At 65.0% G+C, this 24,173-nt stretch carries 23 protein-coding genes; 11 read left to right on the top strand and 12 right to left on the bottom strand.

The window, feature by feature from the left end; translation table 11 throughout:
- The first annotated feature begins 90 nt into the window (after nucleotides 1–90).
- Entirely contained in the window at nucleotides 91–855 is a 765-nt protein-coding gene (locus PV772_RS14350) for a response regulator transcription factor (protein ID WP_210411285.1), read from the top strand.
- Here PV772_RS14350 and PV772_RS14345 read toward each other — a convergent pair.
- Nucleotides 828–1,238 carry an Hpt domain-containing protein gene (locus PV772_RS14345; protein ID WP_141157966.1) on the bottom strand — a complete coding sequence of 137 codons (411 nt, stop codon included), beginning with the start codon at nucleotides 1,236–1,238 and terminating at the stop codon, nucleotides 828–830. The genes PV772_RS14350 and PV772_RS14345 overlap by 28 nt on opposite strands.
- Before the next feature lie 73 nt (nucleotides 1,239–1,311).
- Nucleotides 1,312–1,557, bottom strand: coding sequence for a hypothetical protein (locus PV772_RS14340; protein WP_347886605.1), 246 nt, complete (start codon nucleotides 1,555–1,557; stop codon nucleotides 1,312–1,314).
- Here PV772_RS14340 and PV772_RS14335 point away from each other — a divergent pair.
- Nucleotides 1,466–2,701, top strand: coding sequence for a glycosyl hydrolase (locus tag PV772_RS14335; protein WP_347886586.1), 1,236 nt, complete (start codon nucleotides 1,466–1,468; stop codon nucleotides 2,699–2,701). The genes PV772_RS14340 and PV772_RS14335 overlap by 92 nt on opposite strands.
- Before the next feature lie 137 nt (nucleotides 2,702–2,838).
- Here the strand turns inward: PV772_RS14335 and PV772_RS14330 are convergent, their stop codons facing one another.
- Both PV772_RS14330 and PV772_RS14325 read right to left on the bottom strand, forming a co-directional pair.
- Complete coding sequence (locus PV772_RS14330) at nucleotides 2,839–3,297, bottom strand: very short patch repair endonuclease (RefSeq protein ID WP_141180860.1); 459 nt, start codon at nucleotides 3,295–3,297, stop codon at nucleotides 2,839–2,841.
- A gap of 19 nt (nucleotides 3,298–3,316) precedes the next feature.
- Nucleotides 3,317–3,751 carry a pyridoxamine 5'-phosphate oxidase family protein gene (locus PV772_RS14325; RefSeq protein ID WP_141157963.1) on the bottom strand — a complete coding sequence of 145 codons (435 nt, stop codon included), beginning with the start codon at nucleotides 3,749–3,751 and terminating at the stop codon, nucleotides 3,317–3,319.
- A 186-nt stretch (nucleotides 3,752–3,937) separates the two neighbouring features.
- On the opposite strand from PV772_RS14325, the gene PV772_RS14320 reads away from it, so the two are divergent.
- The 4 genes from PV772_RS14320 to PV772_RS14305 all read left to right on the top strand — a co-directional run bounded on the left by PV772_RS14320 (nucleotide 3,938) and on the right by PV772_RS14305 (nucleotide 8,683).
- Nucleotides 3,938–5,665, top strand: coding sequence for a hypothetical protein (locus PV772_RS14320; RefSeq protein ID WP_347886585.1), 1,728 nt, complete (start codon nucleotides 3,938–3,940; stop codon nucleotides 5,663–5,665).
- A 355-nt stretch (nucleotides 5,666–6,020) separates the two neighbouring features.
- A complete protein-coding gene (locus PV772_RS14315; RefSeq protein WP_347886584.1) occupies nucleotides 6,021–6,545 on the top strand; it encodes a DUF6318 family protein in 525 nt (174 codons plus the stop codon).
- 215 nt (nucleotides 6,546–6,760) lie between these two features.
- Nucleotides 6,761–7,495, top strand: a complete 735-nt coding sequence (locus PV772_RS14310) for a hypothetical protein (protein ID WP_347886583.1) — start codon at nucleotides 6,761–6,763, stop codon at nucleotides 7,493–7,495.
- 117 nt (nucleotides 7,496–7,612) lie between these two features.
- On the top strand, nucleotides 7,613–8,683 hold the full coding sequence (locus PV772_RS14305) for an alkene reductase (RefSeq protein WP_347886582.1): 1,071 nt from the start codon (nucleotides 7,613–7,615) through the stop codon (nucleotides 8,681–8,683).
- A 233-nt stretch (nucleotides 8,684–8,916) separates the two neighbouring features.
- On the opposite strand, the gene PV772_RS14300 is transcribed toward PV772_RS14305, so the two are convergent.
- Complete coding sequence (locus PV772_RS14300; RefSeq protein WP_141157959.1) at nucleotides 8,917–9,234, bottom strand: hypothetical protein; 318 nt, start codon at nucleotides 9,232–9,234, stop codon at nucleotides 8,917–8,919.
- Between the two features lie 129 nt (nucleotides 9,235–9,363).
- Between PV772_RS14300 and PV772_RS14295 the strand changes: the two genes are divergently transcribed.
- Nucleotides 9,364–11,796: a Tex family protein gene (locus PV772_RS14295; RefSeq protein ID WP_347886581.1), complete on the top strand. Its 2,433-nt coding sequence runs from the start codon at nucleotides 9,364–9,366 to the stop codon at nucleotides 11,794–11,796.
- Nucleotides 11,797–11,829: 33 nt separating this feature from the next.
- Here PV772_RS14295 and PV772_RS14290 read toward each other — a convergent pair whose 3' ends face one another.
- The 5 genes from PV772_RS14290 to PV772_RS14270 all read right to left on the bottom strand — a co-directional run bounded on the left by PV772_RS14290 (nucleotide 11,830) and on the right by PV772_RS14270 (nucleotide 15,805).
- The gene (locus PV772_RS14290) at nucleotides 11,830–12,636 is read right to left on the bottom strand and encodes a DUF2071 domain-containing protein (protein ID WP_347886580.1); all 807 of its coding nucleotides are present in this window, start codon (nucleotides 12,634–12,636) and stop codon (nucleotides 11,830–11,832) included.
- A gap of 63 nt (nucleotides 12,637–12,699) precedes the next feature.
- Nucleotides 12,700–13,479: an isocitrate lyase/phosphoenolpyruvate mutase family protein gene (locus PV772_RS14285; protein ID WP_141180865.1), complete on the bottom strand. Its 780-nt coding sequence runs from the start codon at nucleotides 13,477–13,479 to the stop codon at nucleotides 12,700–12,702.
- A gap of 64 nt (nucleotides 13,480–13,543) precedes the next feature.
- A complete protein-coding gene (locus PV772_RS14280; RefSeq protein ID WP_141180866.1) occupies nucleotides 13,544–13,939 on the bottom strand; it encodes a DUF1622 domain-containing protein in 396 nt (131 codons plus the stop codon).
- Between the two features lie 81 nt (nucleotides 13,940–14,020).
- On the bottom strand, nucleotides 14,021–14,881 hold the full coding sequence (locus PV772_RS14275; RefSeq protein WP_347886579.1) for an SDR family oxidoreductase: 861 nt from the start codon (nucleotides 14,879–14,881) through the stop codon (nucleotides 14,021–14,023).
- A 3-nt stretch (nucleotides 14,882–14,884) separates the two neighbouring features.
- The gene (locus PV772_RS14270; protein ID WP_307360931.1) at nucleotides 14,885–15,805 is read right to left on the bottom strand and encodes an MSMEG_6728 family protein; all 921 of its coding nucleotides are present in this window, start codon (nucleotides 15,803–15,805) and stop codon (nucleotides 14,885–14,887) included.
- A 156-nt stretch (nucleotides 15,806–15,961) separates the two neighbouring features.
- Here PV772_RS14270 and PV772_RS14265 point away from each other — a divergent pair, with 156 nt between their 5' ends.
- On the top strand, nucleotides 15,962–16,549 hold the full coding sequence (locus tag PV772_RS14265; RefSeq protein WP_141157952.1) for a hypothetical protein: 588 nt from the start codon (nucleotides 15,962–15,964) through the stop codon (nucleotides 16,547–16,549).
- A gap of 181 nt (nucleotides 16,550–16,730) precedes the next feature.
- On the opposite strand, the gene PV772_RS14260 is transcribed toward PV772_RS14265, so the two are convergent.
- A complete protein-coding gene (locus PV772_RS14260) occupies nucleotides 16,731–17,372 on the bottom strand; it encodes a transglycosylase family protein (RefSeq protein ID WP_141157951.1) in 642 nt (213 codons plus the stop codon).
- 362 nt (nucleotides 17,373–17,734) lie between these two features.
- On the opposite strand from PV772_RS14260, the gene PV772_RS14255 reads away from it, so the two are divergent.
- The 3 genes from PV772_RS14255 (at nucleotide 17,735) to PV772_RS14245 (ending at nucleotide 20,381) form a co-directional block, all read left to right on the top strand.
- A complete protein-coding gene (locus tag PV772_RS14255) occupies nucleotides 17,735–18,769 on the top strand; it encodes an adenosine deaminase (protein ID WP_347886603.1) in 1,035 nt (344 codons plus the stop codon).
- A gap of 261 nt (nucleotides 18,770–19,030) precedes the next feature.
- Entirely contained in the window at nucleotides 19,031–19,951 is a 921-nt protein-coding gene (locus PV772_RS14250) for a glycosidase (RefSeq protein WP_347886578.1), read from the top strand.
- 103 nt (nucleotides 19,952–20,054) lie between these two features.
- The gene (locus PV772_RS14245; protein ID WP_141157949.1) at nucleotides 20,055–20,381 is read left to right on the top strand and encodes an acylphosphatase; all 327 of its coding nucleotides are present in this window, start codon (nucleotides 20,055–20,057) and stop codon (nucleotides 20,379–20,381) included.
- Between the two features lie 22 nt (nucleotides 20,382–20,403).
- Here PV772_RS14245 and PV772_RS14240 read toward each other — a convergent pair whose 3' ends face one another.
- A complete protein-coding gene (locus PV772_RS14240; RefSeq protein ID WP_141157948.1) occupies nucleotides 20,404–24,054 on the bottom strand; it encodes a TM0106 family RecB-like putative nuclease in 3,651 nt (1,216 codons plus the stop codon).
- Nucleotides 24,055–24,173 lie beyond the last annotated feature (119 nt).

Here is a 24,173-nt window from a genome sequence, read left to right as displayed (position 1 = left end):
CGGAGGACGCGGACGCGGGGGTGTGCGGGACCATACCAGCAGGATATCCGCAGCCAGCTATACTTCAGACGTTGGCACTGAGGGGGCTCTATGAGTGAGGCACGTGTGGGTCTGGTCATCGAGGATGACCACGACATTCGGGAATTGGTTCGCACTGTGCTGAGCCAGGCTGGATTTGACGTGACCGTCGCCAGCGGGGGCGCTGAGGGCGTCCTGATGGCCAAGAGCCTCAATCCCGATGTCATCACCCTGGACCTGGGGTTGCCGGACATCGACGGCTTTGAGGTTTCGCGGCAGATCCGCGAGTTCTCGGATGCGTACATCGTGATGCTGACGGCGCGCACCGAGGAACTGGACACCCTGATCGGGCTTGAATCGGGGGCCGATGACTACCTCACCAAGCCGTTCCGCCCGCGCGAGCTGCGCGCCCGGGTGGCGGCGATGATGCGCCGGCCGCGGACTGCTCCTGACCCGCAGGAAGTTTCAGTGGATGCCGGCGCGGACAGCGCGGCCCATCCGGAGCGCGGTAACTTCAGCCACAACGGCCTGGAACTCAGCTACGCCTCCCGCACCGTCACAGTTGACGGCAAGGAGATGAACCTGACCCGCACGGAATTCGAACTCCTGTATGCCCTGCTGGAAGCCGGGCGCACTGTCAGGACCAAATCCGACCTGGTGCGGCGGCTTCGGGACGAGGATTACGACGTCGGCAGTTACATCAGCGAGGCCGACGAACGTTCTGTGGAAGTCCACATGGGAAACCTGCGCAAGAAGCTGGGTGACTCACCGCAGCAGCCGCGGTGGCTGCAGACGGTTCGCGGGGTGGGTTACCGCTTGGCGCCGGGGCAGCACTGAGCCTGCAGCCGGTGCATGGTCTGCCTGCTGCACTGGGTGATGGGCCGTAAGTACGTGGCGGCCAGCCGGGGCAGCGCCACCGCCATGTCCGCGTGGCGGGCTTCGGTCCGGATCTCGTTCTCCAGTTCCAGGGCCAGCCCGGCCAAGCGTTCGGCGCCAACCATCTGGCTTGAGGTTTTCAGGCTCAGGACCGCGTCCATGGAGCCTTCCAGGTCGCCGGTGGTCAGGGCCAGCCGCAACCGCCCCAACCGTTGCGGCAGGAAGTCGATGAAGTTCCCCACGAAGACCCGGCTGTAGCCCTCCTCCTCCTCGAGTTCATCCCGCAGCCGGTCCAGGACGGACTGGTCTACCAGCGGCCTGGGGGCATCATCTGATGTGCTCATGACACTCCTTTCTGCTGGCTTTGTTGACTCGGGAAACAGGGCGGTGGGGCCGGAATGCTTGCTCTTTTTCAGGTTAGGACTGTTCCCATGACCTCGCAGAAGACTCGGCAAGAATTGTGGTTTTCTTGATGGGAGTGCGGATTTCTGCCCTTAGGATCAAGGCCAGTGCTTTCTGCACTGACGCCACCGGCGGCCACGGCCGCATTTCAATCTGGGGATAGATTGCCGTGTTCCGAATACTGAGGTCCTTGTTTGTCGCGCTCATAATCGGGGTTGGATTGGCGGTATCCGTCATCCAGCCGGCCAGCGCAGCAGCCACGTCACCGCAAGTTTCGCTCAATCCCACTTCCGGTCCGGCCGGTGCCGCCGTGACAGTCACCGGAACCGGGTTCAAAGCCTCCACCACGGGGACCGTGATTGTGGGTTCCACAACCTTTGCGTTCCAGACCACCTCGCAAGGGGCATTCAGCACGGGCATCACCATTCCGGCAGCGGCCACCGGGAATCTCACCATCACCGCCAAGACATCGTCCATCAAGGCATCCGCAACCTTCGTGGTGCAGGCGGCGCCCGTTCCGGCCCCGGCGCCGGCTCCAACAATCAGTGCTGCCCCCTTGCGTTTTGGAGCGGCCACTCCGGGGGGACCCCTGGCCGGCAGTGAACTGGACGAGGTGGCCACAGTGTCCGGGGAGATCCCTTCCATCGTGATGAGTTACAAGGATTTCCTGCAGTCCCCGCCCATCACTGAGCTGGACGCTGTCCGCTCCCGCGGAGCCACGCCCCTGGTCACCTGGGAGCCCTGGGCATGGGGAGGCGGCGTCAACCAGCCCGCGTATTCGCTGGCCCGGATTACTGCCGGGGACTTCGACGGGTACATCAGCCAGTGGGGCCAGTCCCTCGCGGCCTGGGGCAAGCCGGTCATGCTGCGATTCGCCCACGAGATGAACGGCAACTGGTATCCCTGGGCTGAGGGCGTCAACGGAAACCAGGCCGGAGATTACGTAGCCGCCTGGCGGCACGTCCACGACGTCGTCGCCGCCACGGGCGCCTCTAATGTCCAGTGGGTCTGGTCGCCGAATGTGCCTTACTGGGGCTCTACCGACCTGGCAGGCCTGTATCCCGGTCCGGGCTACGCGGATATCGTGGCCCTGGACGGCTATAACTGGGGCACCTCGCAAACCTGGAGCAGCTGGGTTTCCCCGGTGAACCTCCTCGGCCCCGGCATCTCCCGGCTCCGCACCCTGGCCCCCGGGAAACCCGTGCTGATAGCGGAAACGGCGTCCAGCGAACTGGGCGGTTCCAAGGCGGCCTGGAACACGGACCTGGTGTCCTACCTGGCCGCCCAGCCGGACGTCATGGGCTTCGTCTGGTTCCACATGCAAAAGGAAACAGACTGGCGCATCAACAGCAGTGATTCGTCGGCGTCGGCGTTCAAGTCCGCCCTGTCGGCACGGAGAAGCTAGGGGATAGGGGATAGCTGCTCCGAAACTGTCAGTGGCGGCGCCCGATCGCCGGCAACCCGTTCATCGTGCCGTGCCAGGATCAAGGACAGTGCCGGCAGCAGCTAAAGATTGCCTCAAGATTTCCTTGATTGCTTGGCTCAGGCGCCGGCTTCGAGGAAGTGCACCAACTGGTCCTCGAGGGCTGAGCGGTCCTTCAGCTCGCACTCCCAGACCGTCAGCACTTCCCAGCCGGCGTCTTCGAGCTGCCGGCGCTGGCCGGCGTCACGCTCACGGGTCCGGGTACGTTTCGCAGCCCAGAACTCGGCGTTGGCCTTCGGGGCATGCAGGCCCACCCGGCAGTCGTGGAAATGCCAGAAGCAGCCGTTGACGAAGATTACCTTGTGCCGGGCGGCGAAGACGAGGTCGGGATTCCCCGGCAGCCTGTTGCCGCCGGAACTGCCGTGCAGCCGGTACCGATAGCCCCTGGCGTGCAGCAACCGGCGCACCACCAGCTCAGGCTTGGTGTTCTTTCCGCGGATCCGGGACATGTTCCAGCTGCGCTGCTCGGGCGTGAGCTTGTCAGCTGAGGCGTTGTCAGCGCTGGAAGTGTCCGGCATCTTCCCAGTCTAGGAGTGCCTAGATCTCCCGTTCCGGCTGTTCGCCGAACACGAAGTGGCGGCCGCTGACGGACTTGGGGTCGATCTCCACGTAGAAGTCCTTGAGCGTGGGGACCCAGGTTTTCAGGCCGAGTTCCTCGATGGCGGCGAGTTCGTCGGAATTACTGAGCACCCGCGCCGTCCCCCGCAGGACAACGGACCAGGCCTCCTGGGACAGGATGCCGTCGGTTTCGAACAGTACCTTGGCGTTGATGGTCAGTTGCGCCAGTTTGTTTCCGGGCGCCGTGCGCAGGTAAAGCTTCCGGTTGGAGGTTACATAGTTGACCGGGAAGATATCCGGCTCCCCGGCAACGGAGACCACCAGCCGGCCGTGCTGCGTTGCCGCCAGGAGCCGCCACGACTGTTCATCATCGAGTTCAAGGACGGGATTGCCGTCCGCGTGTTCAAACATCATGCGGCCATTCTTCTACGTGAGGTAGAAATGCGCCAGAGGCTTTGTGCCCCCATTTCCCTGTGGTTTTGACAACACCGTCAAGGCTTAACAGTCCGGAAACAGGGCTGTGACCGGGTTGTATTTCCGGCTGGATAGCGTCGCACGCAGGGCCATGACGGCTGACTGCAAACGAAAGCGACGCACCCAATGGGCAACGACACAGACACAACCCAACTGCTGGAACCGGCGGCACCTGCTGGTGCCGCCGTCGTCGGACGCTCCCCGGCGATCCCCACGGCAGGCAACACCGCCGCACTGAACGCCACCAAGGAAAGCCTGGAGGACTATACGCTGCGGTTCGCGCCGCGGTCCTACCGCAAATGGAGCGCGGGAGTGGTGGCCACCAGCGCGCTGGGCGGTATCGCCTACCTGGCGGACTTCTCGATCGGGGCGAACATCGGCATCTCCTACGGGACCGTTAATGCGATCCTGGGAATCCTGGTGGCAGCCGTGGTCATCTTCGCCACCGGCTTTCCCTTGGCCTACTACGCGGCCCGCTACAACATCGACCTGGACCTGATCACCCGCGGCTCGGGCTTTGGCTACTACGGTTCAGTGGTCACCAACGTCATCTTTGCCACGTTTACCTTCATCTTCTTCGCGCTGGAGGGCTCCATCATGGCGCAGGGGCTGGAGTTGGGACTCGGCATTCCGCAGTGGCTCGGGTATGCCGCGTCTACTGTGCTCATCATTCCGCTGGTCATTTACGGCATGAACACGCTGGCCAAGCTCCAAGTATGGACCACTCCGCTGTGGCTGCTCCTGATGGTGGTGCCTGTGGGTTACCTTCTGGTCTCGCACCCGGAGAGCATCGACAGCTTCTTCGCCTACACAGGTGCAACGGGCGACGGCGGTCCGAACCTTGCGTCCGTGATGCTCGCCGCCGGCGTGTGCCTGTCCTTGATGGCGCAGATTGCCGAGCAGATCGACTACCTCCGGTTCATGCCGCCGCGCACCGATGCCAACCGGGCCGCCTGGTGGCGGGCAGTGATCCTGGCCGGGCCGGGCTGGGTGATTTTCGGGGCCATCAAGCAGATCGTGGGTCTGTTCATCGCCATCTACCTGATCGCCACGCTGGATCCTGCCGCCTCCGCCACCGCCAATGAGCCCGTGCACCAGTTCCTTGGCGTGTACCAGGAGATGATGCCGGCCTGGCTGGCCATGACCCTGGCCGTGGTTCTGGTGGTCATTTCGCAGATCAAGATCAACGTCACCAACGCCTACTCCGGCTCGCTGGCCTGGACCAACTCCTTCACGCGCATCACCAAGACCTACCCAGGCCGGATGGTGTTCGTGGTGGTCAACCTGCTGATCGCGCTGGTGCTGATGGAAGCGAACATGTTCGATTTCCTGAACACCATCCTCGGGTTCTACGCGAACTGCGCCATGGCCTGGGTTGTCACGGTGGCGTCCGATATTGCGATCAACAAGTACCTCCTCAGGATTTCCCCCAAGGTGCCTGAGTTCCGCCGCGGCATGCTGTACGCCGTGAACCCTGTTGGCTTCGTGTCCATGCTGGTGTCCGCAGGGGTTTCGATTGCCGTGTTCTTCGGGGCCTTTGGTGCCGCGATCCAGCCGTACTCGCCTATCTTCGCCGTAGGACTGGCGCTGGTCCTGCCACCGGTACTGGCCGTTCTGACCCGCGGCAAGTTCTACCTGCGGCGATTCGACGACGGGATCGACCTGCCGATGTTCGACGCCGACGGGAATCCCAGCGACGCCAAGCTCCTGTGCCACGTGACGGGGTTGGAGTTTGAGCGGCCGGACATGGTGCGTTCCGCCCAGGACGCGTCCGACGGCGGCCCGCAGTATGTTTCATCGCTCGCCTTGTCGACGGACAAGACGGGGGAGCTGGTGCTGCCCGAACAAAAATAGGGCGGTTTATCAGGAAGCCGGTGCACTTAGGTGCGCCGGCTTCCTTTGTGACTTCGTTTGTCGGATTCCTGCTGGTAGACAATTCCTGGGCTCTAGGGCTGTGGATAACTATCCCGCCGAATTGTGACGTGGGCTACCCTTAAGTCACTGTCCGGAACAAGCCGTCTTGAAACTACTGGGGGATTAGCGGCCCATGACATCACAGAACTCCTTTGCGTCACGCGTTGCCCCGTCGGGGGCCTTCCACTCCAGAGTTTCCAGGTCCGGTGCCGCGGCCCTTGTTGTCGGTTTGGCCCTCGCCTTGTCCGGCTGCAACTCCGGAGGGTCGCCAGGACCGGGCGGCACGTCGTCCCAGGTGACCGACGAGACGCCGACAGCCACCGCCGCCGCCACTCCCACCTCAACGCCGAGTGCCGTCTACAAGCCCGCCGACGCTACCGGCCCAGCCCAGAACGTCCCGGTTCCTGTGCTTCCGGAAGTGGCCAAGACGGAGACGAAAGAAGGGCTCGAGGCGTTCGCTAGGTACTGGTTCCAGCTCCTTAGCTATGGGTACGAAACCGGTGATACTGACCGTCTGTCAGCACTTTCTGGACCGGACTGCCAATTCTGTAAAGGGCTTGTCGAGAACATAGAAGCAGCTTGGAGCGAGGGAAAGTGGATATCGGGTGGCCAGATGGAGACTCCGGCAGTTACGGCTGATGCGCCTGCTGGCGGACCAACCTTTGTCACGCTGCAGGTGATCCAAAAGGAACTGGTAATTCGGGATGCGGATGGAAGCCCGTATCAGGAACCAACGGCCGCCACGAACTCCGGGAGCCGGGCTACCGCAACATTTGATGGTTCGGGCTGGACCATTACCAAGTTGAGCCTGATTCGCTAGCCATGCGCTGGGAACGTAGGGGGATCGTTGCACTTTGCGTGCTGGTGTTTCTGTTTCTGTTACCTCTTCTTGGAAGCCCGGCTTTCGGCGAAGACCGCCCTAGGCCCAAACCTCCTGTAGACGTAGGCTTCGTGGACACCGGACTCCAAGCGGGTGCTGACGACCTAATGACGGATCCCTCGAATGGATCAGTAGTATCGGTACCTGCCGGCACGGTGAGTACAGACCCCAACGAGTACAAATACGAGCTCCAGTGCCACCTTGGCGGCGGCGACTTCGATACGCCCTGCCTCGCCCGCCAGCTCGACTGCAAAGACCGGGAGGACGGCGCCAAGGGTATTCCGGTTATGTGGCTGTCGCGGCCGCGTGGTGTACCGGGAGCAGTGTGGGCGCACCATTCCGGCCCCACCTGCCTCTACGATCCGAAACCCGAGGACCTCCTGCCCCGGATCGCTGCCGACATCCAACGGCAGTTCCAGAACCTCCCGGTCAGTGCCGGTGCGGTCGTGGCCCAGCCCAGCCCCAACACGCTGCGCGGCGCCGAGACGAACTTCTACGCAGAAGCCACTGAACAGCAGTTCGACATCACCATGTTCGGCCAGAAGGTTCACGTGGTCGCCACGCCGGTCCAGTACACATGGAACTACGGAGACGGCATAGTCTTCGGCCCGCAACCTTCCATGGGCGGCCCGTTGCCGCAGGACCGTTGGGGCGAGAAGACCCGGACCAGCCACGCGTATGCCTCCACAGGCGACTTCCAGGTGGTCCTGACCACCTCGTTCCAGGGCACCTACTCGGTGAATTCCGGGCCGCCGCTGCCGATCCCGGGCCAAGGCCAGTTCAACGCCCCATCGCAAACCATCAGCGTATGGCGATCCCTCACCCGCAACTATGCCGACGACTGCAACGCCAATCCGCAGGGCCAAGGCTGCCCGGGCGTGGGCGGATAGCGCGGGCATCGAGGTGGGCCTGTGATCCCCGTCCCACCATCGACTGGCACGGAATAGTTGCATGCGCCCCACAGTTGCCAAAGACAGTACGTCTTCAGCCTTCGAAAGGAACTGCGCATGCTGTTTTCCCCGCTCACCCTCGGCGAAATGGAACTTCCCAACCGTTTGGTGATGGCGCCCCTGACCCGCCTTCGCGCGGGTGAGAAAGGCGTCCCCGGCCCGCTCCTCGCCGAGCACTACCGCCAGCGTGCCTCCTTGGGCCTGATCGTCAGCGAGGGCACCTACCCCGCGCCGGTCGGCCAGGCTTACCCGGGCCAGCCCGGTATCGTCACCGAGGAGCAGGTTGCCGGGTGGAAGAAGGTTACCAACGCCGTCCACGCCGAAGGCGGCCGGATGTTCGCCCAGATCATGCACGGCGGCAGGGTTTCCCACTCTGATATCACCGGTGGCCTGCCCATCGTCGCCCCCAGCGCAGTAGCCATTGATGGCGTGGTCCGGACACCGGCAGGCAAGCAGCCCTATCCTGTGCCGCACGCCCTCACCACTGACGAGCTCCCCATGGTCATCCAGGAATTCGTCAACGCATCGCTGAACGCGATTGAGGCAGGATTCGACGGCGTGGAACTGCATGCCGCCAACGGTTATCTCTTGCACGAGTTCCTGGCGCCGAACTCCAACGTCCGGACGGACAGCTACGGCGGGTCACCGGAAAACAGGGCCCGTTTCGTCATCGAAACCATCAACGCCGTCGTGGCAGCCGTTGGCGCGAACCGGGTGGGCGTGCGCATTTCCCCTGAGCACAACGTGCAGGGCATCGCCGAAACCGACGCAGCCGACGTGCGCGCCACCTACGAGGTCCTCGTGGACAGCATCGCACCGCTCAACCTGGCCTACCTGAGCATCCTGCATCACGAACCCACCGGCGAACTGGTCCAGGACCTCCGTGCACGCTTCGGCGGCACCTTCCTGGTCAACACCGGCTTCGGTGTCATCACCACCCGGGAAGAAGCCGTGAACCTGGTGGCCGAAGGCCACGCAGACGCCGTCGTAGTGGGACGCCCGGCAATCGCCAACCCGGACCTGGCCCGGCGCTGGAAGGAAAGCCTCCCGCTCAACGAACCTGACGCCTCCACCTTCTACGCAGACGGCGCCACCGGGTACACGGACTACCCGGTGTACCAGGGCTAAGCGGCTCGCCGGCCAACCCGGACAAGACAACGACGGCGGCACCCACCGTGGGTGCCGCCGTCGTGGGCTGTCAGGGGTGCTGGTCCCGGGCAGCTGTACCGGAAGGTCATCCGACGACTTTCCGGCAGAAGGATAATGTGGCCCGCCGGACTCCATCGGATGCCGGCGGTGATCAGATGATACTCCAACGAATGGACTCCTGCCAGAGCCAATTTCGCCGCTTGGAAAACGGGCTAAAGGACAGCCTCGCGGCCTGTGCCTTCCTTCATCAGCAAGCGCCCATCCTCGATCGATACCAGCACGCTCTTCGGCTTCCCGCTGACCTTGGTGATGGCCTTCAGGCCCCGATTGGTGACTTCGACCCCCACCTGTGCACCCTTCGCCGGGAGCTCGACGGACACCTCGGATGCGATCCCGAGCAGCGGATTGGTCGAGATCCCCAAGTCCCGGCGGACCTCCTTGCCGTTGACGGTCACGGTAACGTTGGCCTCGTCGAACCCCTCCTGAAACACCACAAGCAATTCCCGCATGATGGCCTCTTCCTCGAGCATGGGTACCAGTAACGGCATGTCCACTACAGCACTTTGCCGGGCCCAGCGGAATACCTCCCTTGCCCCGCCGAACCCCTATCCGCACGGATTCCGGTGGAGCCCGGCAGCGCGGTAAGGCAAGATGTTCTGGTGACTCAACTGCCTGCCCCCGCCACCACGTCCGCCCCCTCCCGCGCATCGGAGGAGGACGCGATCTTCGCCCAGATCGCTGCCGAGCTGGAGGTCAAGGACTGGCAGGTCAAGGCTGCGGTCGGATTGCTCGACGGCGGGGCGACGGTTCCCTTCGTCGCCCGCTACCGCAAGGAAGCCACCGGCACGCTGGACGATACCCAGCTTCGCGACCTCGACGAACGGCTTCGCTACCTCCGCGAACTGGCGGACCGCCGTCGTGCAGTCCTCGACGCGATAGAAGCGCAGGGCCAGTTGACACCGGAGTTGCGGAAAGCGGTCCTGGCCGCGGACACCAAGTCGCGGCTCGAAGACATCTACCTGCCGTTCAAGTCCAAGCGCCGGACCAAGGCCCAGATGGCCCGGGAGGGGGGCCTGGAGCCCCTCGCGGACACGCTGTTGAAGCGGCCGGACCTGGACCCCGAACACGAGGCCGGGAAGTACCTCAACAGTGAGCACGCCATCAGTGATCCTGCCGCCGCGCTCGCGGGTGCCCGCGCCATCCTGGTGGAGCGCGTGGCCCAGGACCCTGACCTCGCCGCCAACCTGCGGGACAGGATGTGGACCCAGGGCCGGATGGTCTCCCGCGTCAAGAAGGGCAAGGAAGCCGAAGGCCAGAAGTTCGCGGACTACTTCGAGTTCGCGCAGGCGCCGGACCGGATGCCGTCCCACCGGGTGCTTGCGTTGTTCCGCGGCGAGAAAGACGGCGTCCTTGAGCTGGACCTCGCTGAAGCCGACCCTTCGGACGACGCTGCCCTCACTGCCGCCCGCGCCCGTTACGAGTCTGCGGTGGCCAGGTTCCTCGGGGTCGCCGACCGGGGCCGCCCCGCCGACGCATGGCTGATGCAGACTGCCCAGGTGGCCTGGCGTTCACGCGTGCTGGCCCGCCTCACCTCCGACCTCCGCGCCAGGTTGTTCGCCGCAGCTGAGGACGAAGCGGTCCGGGTCTTCGCCGCCAACCTCCGGGACGTCCTGCTGGCCGCACCAGCCGGCAACCGTGCCACCCTGGGCCTTGACCCAGGGCTTCGGACCGGGGTGAAGGTCGCCGTGGTGGACGGCACCGGGAAAGTGGTTGCCACTGACACGGTCTACCCGCATGCCCCGGCGCGGAAATGGGACGAAGCTTTGGCCACCTTGGTGCGTTTGGCGCGGCAGCACGCCGTCGAACTCGTGGCCATCGGCAACGGGACCGCCTCACGGGAGACGGACAAACTGGCTGCTGAACTGATCAAGCTGCTTCCGGAGGTGGACCGGAAACCCCAGAAAATTGTGGTGTCCGAGGCCGGCGCATCGGTCTACTCCGCCTCGGCGCTCGCCGCGGCGGAGCTCCCCGGGATGGATGTATCGCTGCGTGGCGCAGTTTCCATTGCCCGCCGGCTGCAGGATCCGCTCGCTGAACTGGTGAAGATCGATCCCAAGTCCATCGGGGTCGGCCAGTATCAGCACGACGTGACAGCGTCGAAGCTCGACCGGAGCCTGGATGCCGTGGTGGAGGACTGCGTGAATGCCGTGGGTGTCGACGTCAACACTGCCTCGCCGGCGCTGCTGAGCCGGGTCGCCGGCGTCGGTCCCCTGCTCAGTGAGAACATCGTGGCCTACCGGAATGAACACGGACCCTTCAACAAGCGGACCGACCTCAAGAAAGTGCCGCGGCTGGGCGCCAAGGCTTTCGAGCAGTGCGCAGGCTTCCTGAGGATCACCGGGGGAGCAGAGCCGCTGGACGCATCGAGTGTGCACCCCGAATCGTATGCGGTGGCGAGGAAGATCCTCGTGGCAGCCGGTTCCGCCCCGGCCTCCTCCCTGGACCCGCAGAAGTTCGTTGACGGTACGTTCGGCCTCCCCACCGTCAAGGACATCCTCGCAGAACTGGACAAACCCGGGCGCGACCCCCGGCCCGCCTTTGCCGCTGCCACGTTCTCGGAAGGCATTGAGAAGATCTCGGACCTGGTGCCGGGCATGATCCTCGAAGGAACGGTAACCAACGTTGCTGCATTTGGGGCGTTCGTGGACGTTGGAGTCCATCAGGACGGCCTTGTCCACGTATCCGCCCTGTCCAACCGCTTTGTGTCCGATCCGCGCGAGGTGGTGAAGTCCGGCCAGGTGGTCCGGGTGAAGGTGCTGGAGGCGGATCCGGAGCGGAAGCGGATTTCGCTGACGTTGAGGCTCGACGACGAACCCGCCAGCGGCGGCGCAGGTTCAGGCCGTCGCGATTCCGGTTCCGGTCGCCGCGATTCCGGGAGCCGCACGCCCGAGCGTGCCGGGCGTCCGGACCGCCAACAGCCGGCCAAGCAGGGAGCAGGCCTGTCCGGCGGGAGCGTCCGGTCAAGCCCCAAACCCCAGCCTGCCAACACGGCCATGGCCGAGGCACTTCGGAAGGCGGGCCTGGGCAAGTAGTCCACGGTGTTGGGCGGTCCAGGATGAGGTTCTTTAGCCGGTGGCTCCCAGCACGCGTGGCCGGCCGAACCTTGTCCGGACTCCCGGAGAGTAGAGGGCGGACTCTGGCGGGCCCTTGACGTTGATACCGGCCGCCCTCACCAGTCCGTCACGGAGCCGATGGACCTTGGCGCTAAAAAGTGGCCATTCGTGGTGGGTGTTCGGGACGTAGATGCTCCTGCCGTGAAAGCGCCCGTGCATGCCGTACCTCGCCGTCAGGAAGATGGATAAAGGGTCGACGGCCGCGGTGTGCAGATCGGGGATTACCCCGAAGTTGCTGCGTGCGCCGGCGGCGCCGAGCCGGCGCACCGAATAGCCGACCGTGGATTGATTCGCACTCCCAGGTGTACGAGCCGCTCCAGTTGCCTGTTGCCGCGCGTCGCCGCCGGGAAAGGACGGCCATTGCCGGATCTGCGACCACACGTATGGGATTCCGGCAGCCCGCGTGGCCAGAACCACCGGCAGCCTGGTGGCGTCGAGGCTTAGGAAGACAACTCCGCGCGTCCCATTCGGTTCGCGGGAGTAAAGCCGGACGTTCACCTCGTTGAAGCTGCCCAGGTACGGTATGCCGGGGCCGGTTCCGAGTCCCGCTTGTTCCATGCGGAAGCCGATCAGGCCCACCCAGGAACTGCCGTCGAAAACATCGGGTTGAACCCCCTCAGGCATGTACGCGGCGGCGGCGGCCTCCGGAATGCGCCAGTGAAGGAAGACGGCATCAAGCCACCTCTGGTCGGAAAATACCGGCCTGGGAAGTGCCGGCGGCCGCGGCCACACTCCTGCGGCATTCAGGTTTCCGGTCAAGGTCCTCCCACTCCTTCGCTCGGTCCGGATGGCTAAGCGCCCTGTTATTCAGCTCCGCAGCTCTCAGTTCAGTGGGCGTGTGTCTTCGGGAAGGTGGCCACCGGCGAGAAGTTTGGCAGCTGTGTCAGCCAGGGCCGTCAGCGCCACCCTCTGGGTCCAGGGACCGTACGAAATGCGGGCCACGCCCAGTTCCTCCAGCTTCGCCGGCGGCAGGGACCCGGGCACGTTGATGACCGAGACTTTGTTCCAACCGATGGCTTCCACCAGGGCCGTGACCGTGGGCTCGTCCAGGAGGCCAGGGACGAAGACCGTGGTGGCACCGACGTCCAGGAAGGCCTTGCCGCGCGCGATGGCATCGGCAAGAACGTCTTGAGGATCCCGGTCCTTTCCCTTGAGGAAGGCGTCGGTCCGCGCGTTCAGGACAAAGTCGATTCCTTCTGCAGCGCCAGCGTGCACGACGGCTGCCATCTGGTTTACGGCGTCCTCGAGCGGGCGCATCTGGTCCTCGATATTGGCTCCAACGATTCCGACTCCGATGGCTTTGCGGGTTGTCTCCCCGGGGTTCCCATAGCCGGACTCAAGGTCAGCGCTGACCGGCAGGTGGGTGGCCGCCGCGATGCGGCCCACAAAGCTGATCATCTCGTCGACGGGAATGTTCTCGCCGTCCTCGTAGCCCAGCGTCGCGGCGATCGAGTGGCTTGCCGTTGCCAGGGCAGTAGTTCCCGGGATGTCCGTAATGACTTTGGCCGTGATGGCATCCCATACGTTGACCACCTGGAGGATCTCAGGGGCCTGGTGTAGGCGGAGAAGTTCGGAGGCTCTTGCGCTGCTGTTTTCGGTCATGGGTGAAGCCTAACGGACAGTCTTTGGACACACTTCGCTGGGGTGGGCTAACCCCAGCGGGCCCTTAGCTGCGTGCGGCGGTGGAATGGGGACGGGCAGCCGACGGGTCCTTTTGCCACGGCCAGCGCCCGGTGATTTCCAACTCGAGGGAGAAGCTGAGGAACGTCCTGATCAGGACGATGATGGCCAGCACTCCGACGCTGGCGAACGTCGGCGTGACGGCAACTGTGCGGATGATGTCGGCAGCGACGAGTAGTTCGAGGCCCAGCAGGATGGATCTTCCCAGCAGTTGGCGGTAGGAACGGTAGAAACTCAGTTTCTCATTGCCCGCCGGAAGCTGCCGCGGCTGATGACCCCGGAGCGCCATGGGGAGGGAAACCACTGCTCCGACGACCATGACTGCGACTCCTGCGAAGTCGACCAGCTGCCCAACCGTCTCAATAACCTGCCGAAACTCCATGCCCTGCCCCAGTCCGTGCCAAGCTTGTCCAAGCCCGTGCGCGGGCCCCGCTTGGCGGTCACTTTGGAACGGCGGCCCCGGTCACGGGTGGCGGACGCCGTTCCCTGCCATAACGTCCCTGTACCCTTCGCGGAACGTCGGAAACGCGAAGGTGAACCCCGTGCTGCGGAGCAACTCGTTCCGGCACCGTTTGTTGCCCCCACGGGCCGGCCCGGCATCGCCAACGCGGGGTGAGGGGAGGCCCAGTTGGGCCGCCAGGAAACGCAGCACGCTTCCCAGGTCGGCCGGATCGTTGTCCACGCCGATGTAGACGGGGCCCGGTGCGGCTGCCTTCCCGGCAAGATGCACGATGGCAGCCGCGGCGTCGTCGCGGTGGATCCTGTTGGTGTAGCGAACGTCCTCAGGGACCACGGCAGAGCCCGCCTTCACCTGGTCAATCAGGCGCGTCCGGCCCGGCCCGTAGATGCCTCCCAGCCTGAGCGAGACGCCGGCTGTGCGGCTCCCCGAGAGCCTGGCCTGCAGGAGTCCCTCGGCTTCCAACAACACCCGCCCGGAAAATCCGCCGGGCTCCGGTGGGGTGTTTTCGTCCACCCAGCCGCCACCCGCATCGCCGTAAACAGCAGTGGAGGAGACAAAGATGACCCGCTCCGGCGTCACCTTGTCCCGGTCCAGCGCATCAAGAACGTTTGCCACCCCGCGTACATACGCAGACCGGTATGCCTCCTCCGTAGGGGAGTCCGCAGCAACAGCGATGACGACGGCGGTGGTGTCCGCGGGGACGGGCGGCAGGTCCGTCGAGCCCAGGTCAGCCGCGGCGCCTTCAATGGCTGCCGGCAGTTTCGTGGGGGAGCGGCGCCAGCCCACCACGCGGTGGCCCAGGGCAGCAAACCGCAGCCCCGCCTCGGTGCCCAGGTCCCCGCACCCCGCCAGGAGAACCGTCATGGCCTACGGTGCCTCCACCGGGAAGAACACGCGGGGATCCTGCAGCAGCGCCGGATAGGTGAATGCCGAGCGGTCGATGATCTCGGTGACTTCAAAATTCCTGCCAAAACGGCCGTCGGCCAGGGTAATGGGACGCCCCACCACCTGGCCCACTGCAAACCTGGCCCCGTTTTCGAAGGGGACAGCAACCGGAGTCTTGCCAGGAAGGGTACGGAACGCCTCCTCCTGCGCCTGGCGTTTGCGGGTGGGCTTCTTCGCCTGGGGCCTGGGCGGCGCTTTCTTCGGCGCACGCGACGGCCGCCGCGAGCCGTCCTCGACGTAGACGGGCGAATAGCCGTCGTCCCCGGCGGACATCGCGGCCGCGGCAGCAGCGCTCCGGTTCACGGGCGGGAGCGCCACAGTGGAAAGGGACTGGGGATCGACGTCGTCATGCGGTTCGCGAAGGATCCACAGCAGGTCCCCTTCCGGCTCCTGCGGCAGGAATTCGTGCCGGGGTTCGGGCCAGAGATAGTCCATTTCAGGAATTGCATCCGGGAAGACAGGAGCATAGAACTTGGGTTCCTTGTGCACCAACTTTGAGCGGTGGCTCAGGTGGAAGTCCGGGTCTCCGAGCCATGGCGGCATCACGATTTTGGCGGCGTAGTCGGGGTGCCCGGCCTGCGGCGCGAACTCTGCGATGTTCGCTCGTGTGTTGTCCGGGTGGCCGCGTTCGAGCCATTCGTCCACCATGGCCAGTCCGTACATGGTGAGGGCGGGCACGTGGCCCATCCACATCCGGATGGCGGGGTGGGTCTGCCAGCCGTACCCGGGAATCACCAAGGCACGGAGGGTTTGCAGGGCTTCGACCCGCTGCTTGCCCAGCCGTGCGGTGTCCAGGGCTTTGGCGCTTTCGCGGAAGTCAGGGTACGGGAGGAAGGTTTGCATCTATTCAGTCTGACGGCATGCGGCGGATGTTCCAATTACAGTGCCCAGGACCACTTGGGGCATGACGGTGTGTCCAAATAATGGACACCTGCATACGGCTCCCAGCTTGACCCACTAAGATCACCGCAACCACCCCCGCGTTTTGGAAGCTCTCTCATGACATCTACACCTGACAAAGCCGTCGACCACGCCCGAGCCGCACTGCCCCGCTACGGACAGATGTTGGGGCCGGAAGCCCAGGGAATCCTGGTTCTCGACGAGTTCACAATCGATCCTGCCACGGCGCGCAAGGATCAGCACCGGTTCCGCGACGGCATGGCTGCCGTTGCCAGGACGGTCCGCCGCATTGCTGCCCTCAGGGTGGTCATTGCCCTCGTAGCCATCGGAAACCTGCCCCTCTTCCTGCTCTCCAGCGGCTGGTGGATCTATGGCGTTTCGCTGACCCTCGTGGTTGCAGTGCACGCCGCCGTGACGCTGCTCAACCGGCACGAGCCGCGGCTCAAGCAACGGTCCGCCCTGGAACTGCACATGCACCGGGAACGCAGCGCCAACTACCGTCAGCTGCGGGACGCCGTGAAGTACATGATCGACACCCCCAGCCGCATGAACGAGCACCTCTACTTGGAGCTGCTGGCCGTGAAGCGGGTGGCACTGAACCTTGCGCATGGCACTGTCGCCTTGCTGGACACCAGTGACGAGTCCGCCTGGAAAGTTCGGATCGTCCGCGAGCTCCCCGCCAGCTGACCGTCCGGACCCTGCCGCCCACGGCGGCAGGGCTTGGCGGTTAAAGTACGACGCCGGCACATCCCTCGTGGGGGTGTGCCGGCGTCGTACTTTGGTCAACGGAATTTGTCTATCGCCGACCTGCCTGTGTCGCCTTGGAAAGGCAATGCGGCCAAAGCCGCTGGTGAAGCGTCCGCTGGTGCTACGCGGGAAGCTGGATGACCTGTCCCGCGAACACGAGGTTCGGATCCGAGATGGTGTCCAGGTTGGCGTCGGCAAGGTGCTGCCACCCACCCTGGATGCCCAGCTTCTGCGCAACGATGCTCAGGGTGTCCCCGGCCTGCAGGGTGTACGTCTCGCCGCTGAGCGGAACCGAGGTTGCGTGCCGCGGCGCGGGGGCCTGCCTGACCGGAGCGTTCTGGACCGGCGCGCTCTTAGCCTGGGTGCTCTGCACCGGTGCGCTCTGTACGGGGGCGCTCTGGACCGGTGCTCCGCCGCCGCCGCTCAGTCCCAGCTGCGACGAGCAGGACGGCCAGGCACCCCAGCCCTGGGAAGCCTGAACCCGCTCGGCTACAGCGATTTGCTGTTCACGGCTGGCGTTTTCGGGGGAGCCCGTTCCGCCATACGCGGACCAGGTGCTGGAGGTGAACTGCAGGCCACCGGAGAAGCCGTTGCCCGTGTTGGTGGACCAGTTGCCACCGCTCTCGCACTGCGCGAGTGCGTCCCACGTGGACGTGGGGGTAGCTGCGTTGGCCGCCGTGGCGGAAAGGGCCAAACCTGCCGCGGAGACGGCGGCCAGGGTGACTCCGCGGCGCGCGGCAGTACGGAATTTGGTGTTTTTCATGATGGTGATGCTCCTGAAGGCCACCAGCGCTGGTTCCGTCCCCGGAGATCGTCGCGCCACTGCCCGCCCCTGACGAATAGAGGTCACTGTCGGTGGCTGCCGCTGGGCAGTTCTGGTGAAGGCAGCACCGGGCAATCAAGTCGCCCGCCGAACGGGCATGTATTTCACGCTAAGACATCGTCTGGGCGTTATCAAATCGAGATTCCGCCGGCGCGCTGGGGATGGGCCCTCGCATAGATAGCCACCACCGCGCCGGTGTGCGTTCAGGAGCGCGGGCGGACTGCCTCCGCGAGTGCGGACGGGCGCGAATCGCGCGGGGGCACTATTCTGTCCCGATGGACAACTTTTCCGGCGGCAGCGCCATGCCCGAAACCGAGACGGACTCCGTGGAACCCGCGGCACCCGCCAAGCCCCTTCCGGTGGCCGAACTTCACCTGCACATCGAAGGCACGCTGCAGCCCGAACTCATCTTTGCCCTGGCTGAACGCAACGGCATTGAACTGCCCTACTCGGGCCTGGACGAGCTCCGCGAAAAGTATGAGTTCACCGATCTGCAGTCCTTCCTGGACCTCTACTACGCCAACATGGCCGTGCTGCGCACCGAGCAGGACTTCGCGGACATGACGCGGGCATACCTTGAACGGGCTGCCGCCGCGGGCGTCCGGCACGCGGAGATCATGATGGACCCGCAGGCGCACCTCTCCCGCGGGATTTCCTTGGAGGCGTGCGTCAGCGGTGTCGCCTCGGTGCTGGCAACCTCGGAGGACGAATTCGGCATCTCCACCATCCTCATTGCGGCGTTCCTGCGTGACCTGCCGGAGGAGTCGGCGCTGGAAGTCCTGGACCAGCTGCTGGCCATGGATGCCCCCATCGGCGCCATTGGGCTGGACTCGGCAGAGGTGGGAAACCCGCCCTCCAAGTTCGAGCGGCTGTACGCGAAAGCGCGTGAAGCAGGCCTGCGGCTGACGGCGCACGCAGGGGAGGAGGGCCCGGCGTCGTACATTTACGAAGCCCTGGACATCCTGGGTGTGGAGCGGATCGACCATGGCATCCGCTGCATGGATGATCCGGAGCTGGTGGAGCGTCTGGTGGACGCGCGCGTTCCGTTGACGGTGTGCCCACTGTCCAACGTCCGGCTCCGTGCCGTTGACACCCTCGCTGACCATCCGTTGCCCGCCATGCTGGCCGCAGGATTAAACGTGTCAGTCAACTCAGACGATCCCGCCTACTTTGGCGGCTACGTGGATGACAACTTTGCCCAGCTCACCGCGGTGTTCGAGCTGTCCGATTTCGACAAGGCGCGGCTGGCAGCGAACTCCATCCACTCTTCCTTCGCAACGGAGGAGCGGAAGGCGGAGCTGGTAGCGGAATTGAACGGCAGGGAAGTAGCCGACTGACCGCTGCGGTACCGGGCGCAACAGCCGGTCTTTCCGCCCGGTAAACTAGGTGCCGCAGGCGTGTCTGGGGAGTGCAGGGCAGCACCCGTGTCAGCGCTTGAGGGTTATGCAGACAGCCCTTACCCGAGACCTCCGCCTCACTTGCGGCACCATCCGCTTCATAGTCGGTCACGACACGCAGAGTTAACCAATTAAAGTCGCGCGATTTAATGGGCAGTTGGCAAGATGCCTAAGACCGATCGCTTTTATATAAGGGGAATCATGGCCAAGTCCACCGCAGAAAACACCTACCTTCGACTCAAGACCGTCCTGGATGTCCTGACCGAAGGCGTGTGGTCCGGCGATGCACTGAATGCGGGCCAGGTCCTGGCGGAAGCAACCGCCCGGGTACCGTTCAACGACCATGAGTCCGAGCTCCTCAGCGGCGGAATCCCGCGCGGACACAAGACCCTCACCTCGGCCACCGCCAAGCTGGTCAAGGCGGGCTGGCTGGTTAAGGGCCGCTCGGGCTGGACCATCACCGAGGACGGCATGCGGGCCACGGTCGCCTTCCCTGATGCGGACTCCTTCGCGGCCGCGCTCGACGCCGGCACTCCCGTCCCTGCCGACACCCCGGTTCCCACGGCTCCCGCAGGTTTCGTCCGGCCGGTCTCCGCCGCTGCGGCAACACTGGAGGTTCCGGCGAAGGCGGAGGCTCCGAAGAAGACCACCCGCAAAGCCCCCGCCAAGAAGGCGGCCTCTGTTGTGGGCAAGGCAGCGAAGGCACTCGAGGACGCCGTTGAGCCCGTGGTTGCAGCCGTCCGCAAGAAGGCTCCTGCGAAGGACAAGGCCGGAACGGCTGCTGCCGCCGAGCCGCTGGAGGGCCCTGACGTCGAAACGCTGCCGCAGCCCGAGGCCGTGGCACTGGCCGGCGATTTCAACACCATCCTGGGTGCGCCGGAGAACTGGGCACCGCAGTACGACGAAGCACAGATGGAATTCGACTTCCTGGACCAGCTGTGGAAGAAGAGCGCCGAACTGCCGGCAGGCTACTACACGTTCAAGATCGCCCTTAACCGCTCCTGGACCGAGAACTACGGTGCCTTCGGCACCTTCGACGGACCCAACCACGAGCTGCACCACACCGGCGGCACGGTCACCATCCGTTACAACCACGCCACCCGCGATATCACCATCAACTAACCGGCCTGCAACCCCTTCTTGGGTCGCAGGCGCCCGTCCCATGGCATCATGGCGGCGGTCACTGCGACCCTATGGGGGCAGCACGGTTTGGGAGAGGAACAGCATGGGCAGGCACGCAGGTTCTCCGCACGATCCAGCGCGGGGCGGTTCTGCGCAGGACACTGTCAGGCTGGACGCCAGGGTCTTCGGCCTGGTCCAGGGTGTGGGTTTCCGCTACTGGACCATGGGCACGGCGGAGGAGCTTGGATTGTCAGGCGAGGTAAGCAACCTCGACGACGGTTCAGTTCGGGTGATTGCCGAAGGCGCCGAACCGCAGGTCAAGAAACTGCTGGACTGGCTCAAATCGGACCGGACTCCCGGCCGGGTGGAGCGGGTCGAGTCTGACTTTTCTGCTGCCCGGGGGACTTTCAACAGATTCCGGGCCCACTGACCGGCGTTTGCCGCCGGTGCGGCTACTCCCGCGGGCTGAGCCCGATGAAGGCACCGAGTTCCTCCAGCGCCGCTGGCTTGTGCGGCATATAGCTGGTGAGCTCGGGGGAGCGGACAATCACGGCACGCCATTGTCCGCGCGACACGGCCACATTGATGCGGTTCCGGTTCAGCAGGAACTCCGCTCCACGCGGAGCCTCAGCCACTGCCGAACAGGCCATGGAAACCAGCACCACCGGAGCTTCCTGGCCCTGGAACTTGTCCACCGTGCCCACCCGCACCTCCGGCAGCCCGGCCTCGGCCAAATGTTTGCTGATCAGATGGACCTGGGCGTTGTAGGCAGCGACCACCAGCAGGTCCTGCTGCTCGAGCGGGCGGGACTCAGAGTCCGCGCCCGGTGTCCATTTCAGGCCGAGATGGCGGCGCGCCTGCCGGACCACTTCCTCTGCTTCTTCCCGCGAGGCAGTGGCATTGCCGCTGTGATCAACGAAGACCGTTTCCACTCCAGGCGGCAGCCCCTCGAGCTCGCGAAGCGATGCAGCAGGAGCAGAGTGCAGCTTTCCTTCGTAGCTGAGGTTGGATACCGCCCGGCACAGGTCCGGATGCATCCGCCAGGTATCTGCCAGGAAATACCCCAGGCTTGAAGGCAGGGTGGCGTGGCCGGCCGCCAACCAGCCCAGCGCTGACTCATCCACGGGTTCGGGGTGCGTGCCCTGGGTAACCTGCGGAAGCTGTTGCGGGTCGCCCAGCAGGAGCAGCCGCTTGGCTGCCGCAGAGACCGCCAGGGTGTTGGCGAGGGAGAACTGGCCTGCCTCGTCAATGACCAGCAGATCCAGTGACCCGGACGGGACTTCCTTGCCCGTCATAGTCCAGGCAGTGCCGCCGACCAGGCAGCCGGAAGGCGACTCAAGGAGGCGGGCCACGTCGCCTTCCGATGTGAGGCCCCAGGGAACGTGATGTGGCGCGGCCAATTTCTTGGCCACCGCGTGCGGATCCACTCCGCCGGTTTCGATGGCTCGGCAGAGCAGGTTTTCCACCACGTTGTGCGACTGCGCCACCACGCCAACCTTCCATCCCCGGGCCACGAGCCTGGCTATAACGTGGGCGCCTACGAAGGTCTTGCCTGTCCCCGGCGGGCCCTGGACGGCCAGGTAGGAGTGGTCCAAATCGTGCAAGGACTCCGTAATGGCTCCGGCGTAGTCGGCAGCGCCATCCCGGCCGTGCAGCACCTCCGCGGGACCCGGCCTGGAACGAAAACGCGGTGGCAGTTTGCGCAGGATGTCCAGGCCCGGCTGGGCTGGAAGGACCGGGGCAGAAGCCCCCACCGTCCGGGCTATTTCCGCGATGGCTGCTTCAATACTGGCGGTGGCCAGGGGCTGGTCCTCGGTCAGGGCCACGGGCAGTTGCGGGTAGGCGCCCACCTTTCCGGTCTCCCGCTCCGCAATGGTGATAAGGTGTTCCGGGCTGTCCGGCGCCGCCTCAAGCTCACTGATCCTGGTCCCGAACGTGAAAGCCCTTGTTCCGGGCGCGGCCTGCGGGTCAGCCATCCCATTAGGCCCGGGTGCATCATACAGCCGGCACCAGCTGGAGCCGGGGCGGAAATCGGAACCCTCTGCCATAGTGCCCCGGAGCTTCAGGACGCGCGTGCGCATCCGTTCCCGGGGCTTGGCCAGAGCCCAGTCTGAGACCACTTCCGCGGAGGACACAATGAACACGTTCCGTTGGTCGGCCCAGGTGTCCAGTGGCGCCTCGACCCGGTCGAAGTGTTGCCACCAAAACTGCTTGCGCTCCCGCCGGTGGTATCCGGTGGCGGCTGCCACCATGGCGAGGGCCCTCTCATCATCGGTCCAGGGCCGGTCATCGGGAAGGCTGGCCAAGTACTCCCGCAGCTGCGTCTCTTCCTGGGTTTCCCCGGGCCCGCGCCTGACGCCGCCGTCGCCTTCCCCTCCGGCGGCCATCACTTCCATGGGTGGCCCGTTGGCGGCGACCGCTCCGCCACCGGCTCCGTCTTTCTGCGCCCGCGGTGCGATTTCCAGCAGCCAGTCCCGGAGCCGAAGGGTGGAGAGGCAGTCGTAGTGGTTGTAGTCGGAGATGGAAGCCAGGATTGTGGCGGCTTCCTCATGCCGTCCGGCGTCACGCGCGGCGCAGTAGGCGGCGTAGGCCACCACGGAGGCGCCGGCATCCTTGACGTCGCCGGACCGAAGGTTGTCTCCCATGTAGAGCGGTTCGAGCTTCTTGATGGAGTAGGAGGCCTCCGAGATGCGGATCGAGTGCCGGACGGTGGCATACAGGTCCACCAGCAGGCCCTGCCTCAGCCAGTCATCCACCGTGTCCTCGCCGGCCTGGTGGGCCAGGGACAGGTTCCGCAACGCAGTTTTTTCGTAGGCAGCGTAGTGGTACACATGCATGTCCGGGTAGACGGCACGGCGTTTCTCGACGTACTCCAGGAAATCCAGGAAGGCGCGGCGTTCCCCGGACCGGGAGTGCGCCCAGAACGGCCGGAACACCGGATCACCGGCGGCACCCGGCACCGGAGCTTCGACGACGCCAAAGAGGTACTCGATGCCCCACGCGCCCGTGGCCGGATCCTGCCATAGCGGATCGCCCTCGAAGTCGAAGAAGATGTCACCGTCGCTGGGGGCAGGAAGCGAGCCGATGGCATTGTCCGGCAGCACGCTGAACGACACTGTATGCGGCTGTCCATCCTTCGTGAACGTCCGGGACCCTGCGGTTCGATCCAGGCCGAGCTGCATCCGCGCCTGGGCACGGAGCCTGGCCACCGAGTTCCTTGCCTCGCCGGCTGGCATCGCAGCCAGTTCGTCGATGGTGGTGATGCCGGTCCCGTGCAGTTTCCGCCGCTGGGCCACCGACATGCCCGCTACCATCAGGAGATCCCTGTGGAGCTGCACCTGTTCCGCGCAGTAGTCGCAGCGTCCGCAGTGCACGACGCCGGGCTGTTGCCACTCCACTGTGCCGTCACCGGCGCGGTGGCTGGCTGTGAGGTGGCGGAAGCGCCGGCGTCGTTCCCGGAAGACGGGCAGCAGGTCCGGCAGCGAATGGCTGCTCCGCAGCCAGTCCTCACCTACCCGCGTTCCAAGGACCAGCGTGACGACGGGGAAGGGGTCCAGCTTCATCCCCAGGAGTTGATCGCCGTAGGCGGCCAGCTGCAGCAGTGCCCCAACTTTGGCGTGACGGGCAAGTTTGGTGTCCCAAACCTCGTAGCGGCCCGGGTTGCCGGTGCCCGCAGCCTCGTTGACCAGGAAGTCGGCGTAGCCGAGGAACTCGCCGTCGAAAAACGTCGCCTGAAAGACCACATCTGCCCCGGAGCGGAGGGCGAGTTCGGTTTCCGCGTGCTTTGCCTGCAGCTCCCCGCGCAGGTTCTGGCCACGTTCGAGGGAGTAGACCCCGGCGCCGCGGCTCGCGTCCCACTTACCGTACTTGGCCACCAGGCTGGCGAGCACGGTCTGCTCGTGTTGGTCGCCCAACTCGCCGGCGCGCTTCTGCATCTCGTCCACCGGGAACTCCGCCTTGGGGGCACGACCCAGTTTTTCGTCCAGGATCCGGAGCGTGCGGTACTCACATTCGGAGGCCGCCACAAGGTCGCTGGCGGAGAAGACCAGGTCCGGCGGCGCGTCGGATCCGGCATGATGACCGGCAGCGTCCAGCAGAAACACGGGGCCTCCCCAACTGTTTGCGGGCCCGGAGTCGGTTCCCCCGGCCTGGAATCAAACCTAGCAAGAGGGGCTGACAATCAGATGCCGGGCCAACGCAACAGGTCTGGTGATCAGGCACA

This window comes from Pseudarthrobacter sp. CC12, assembly GCF_039907755.1.
GTDB classification, from domain to species: domain Bacteria; phylum Actinomycetota; class Actinomycetes; order Actinomycetales; family Micrococcaceae; genus Arthrobacter; species Arthrobacter niigatensis.
The sequence above is the reverse complement of the archived record's forward strand: the minus strand, read 5'-3'. Positions and strand labels throughout refer to the sequence as shown.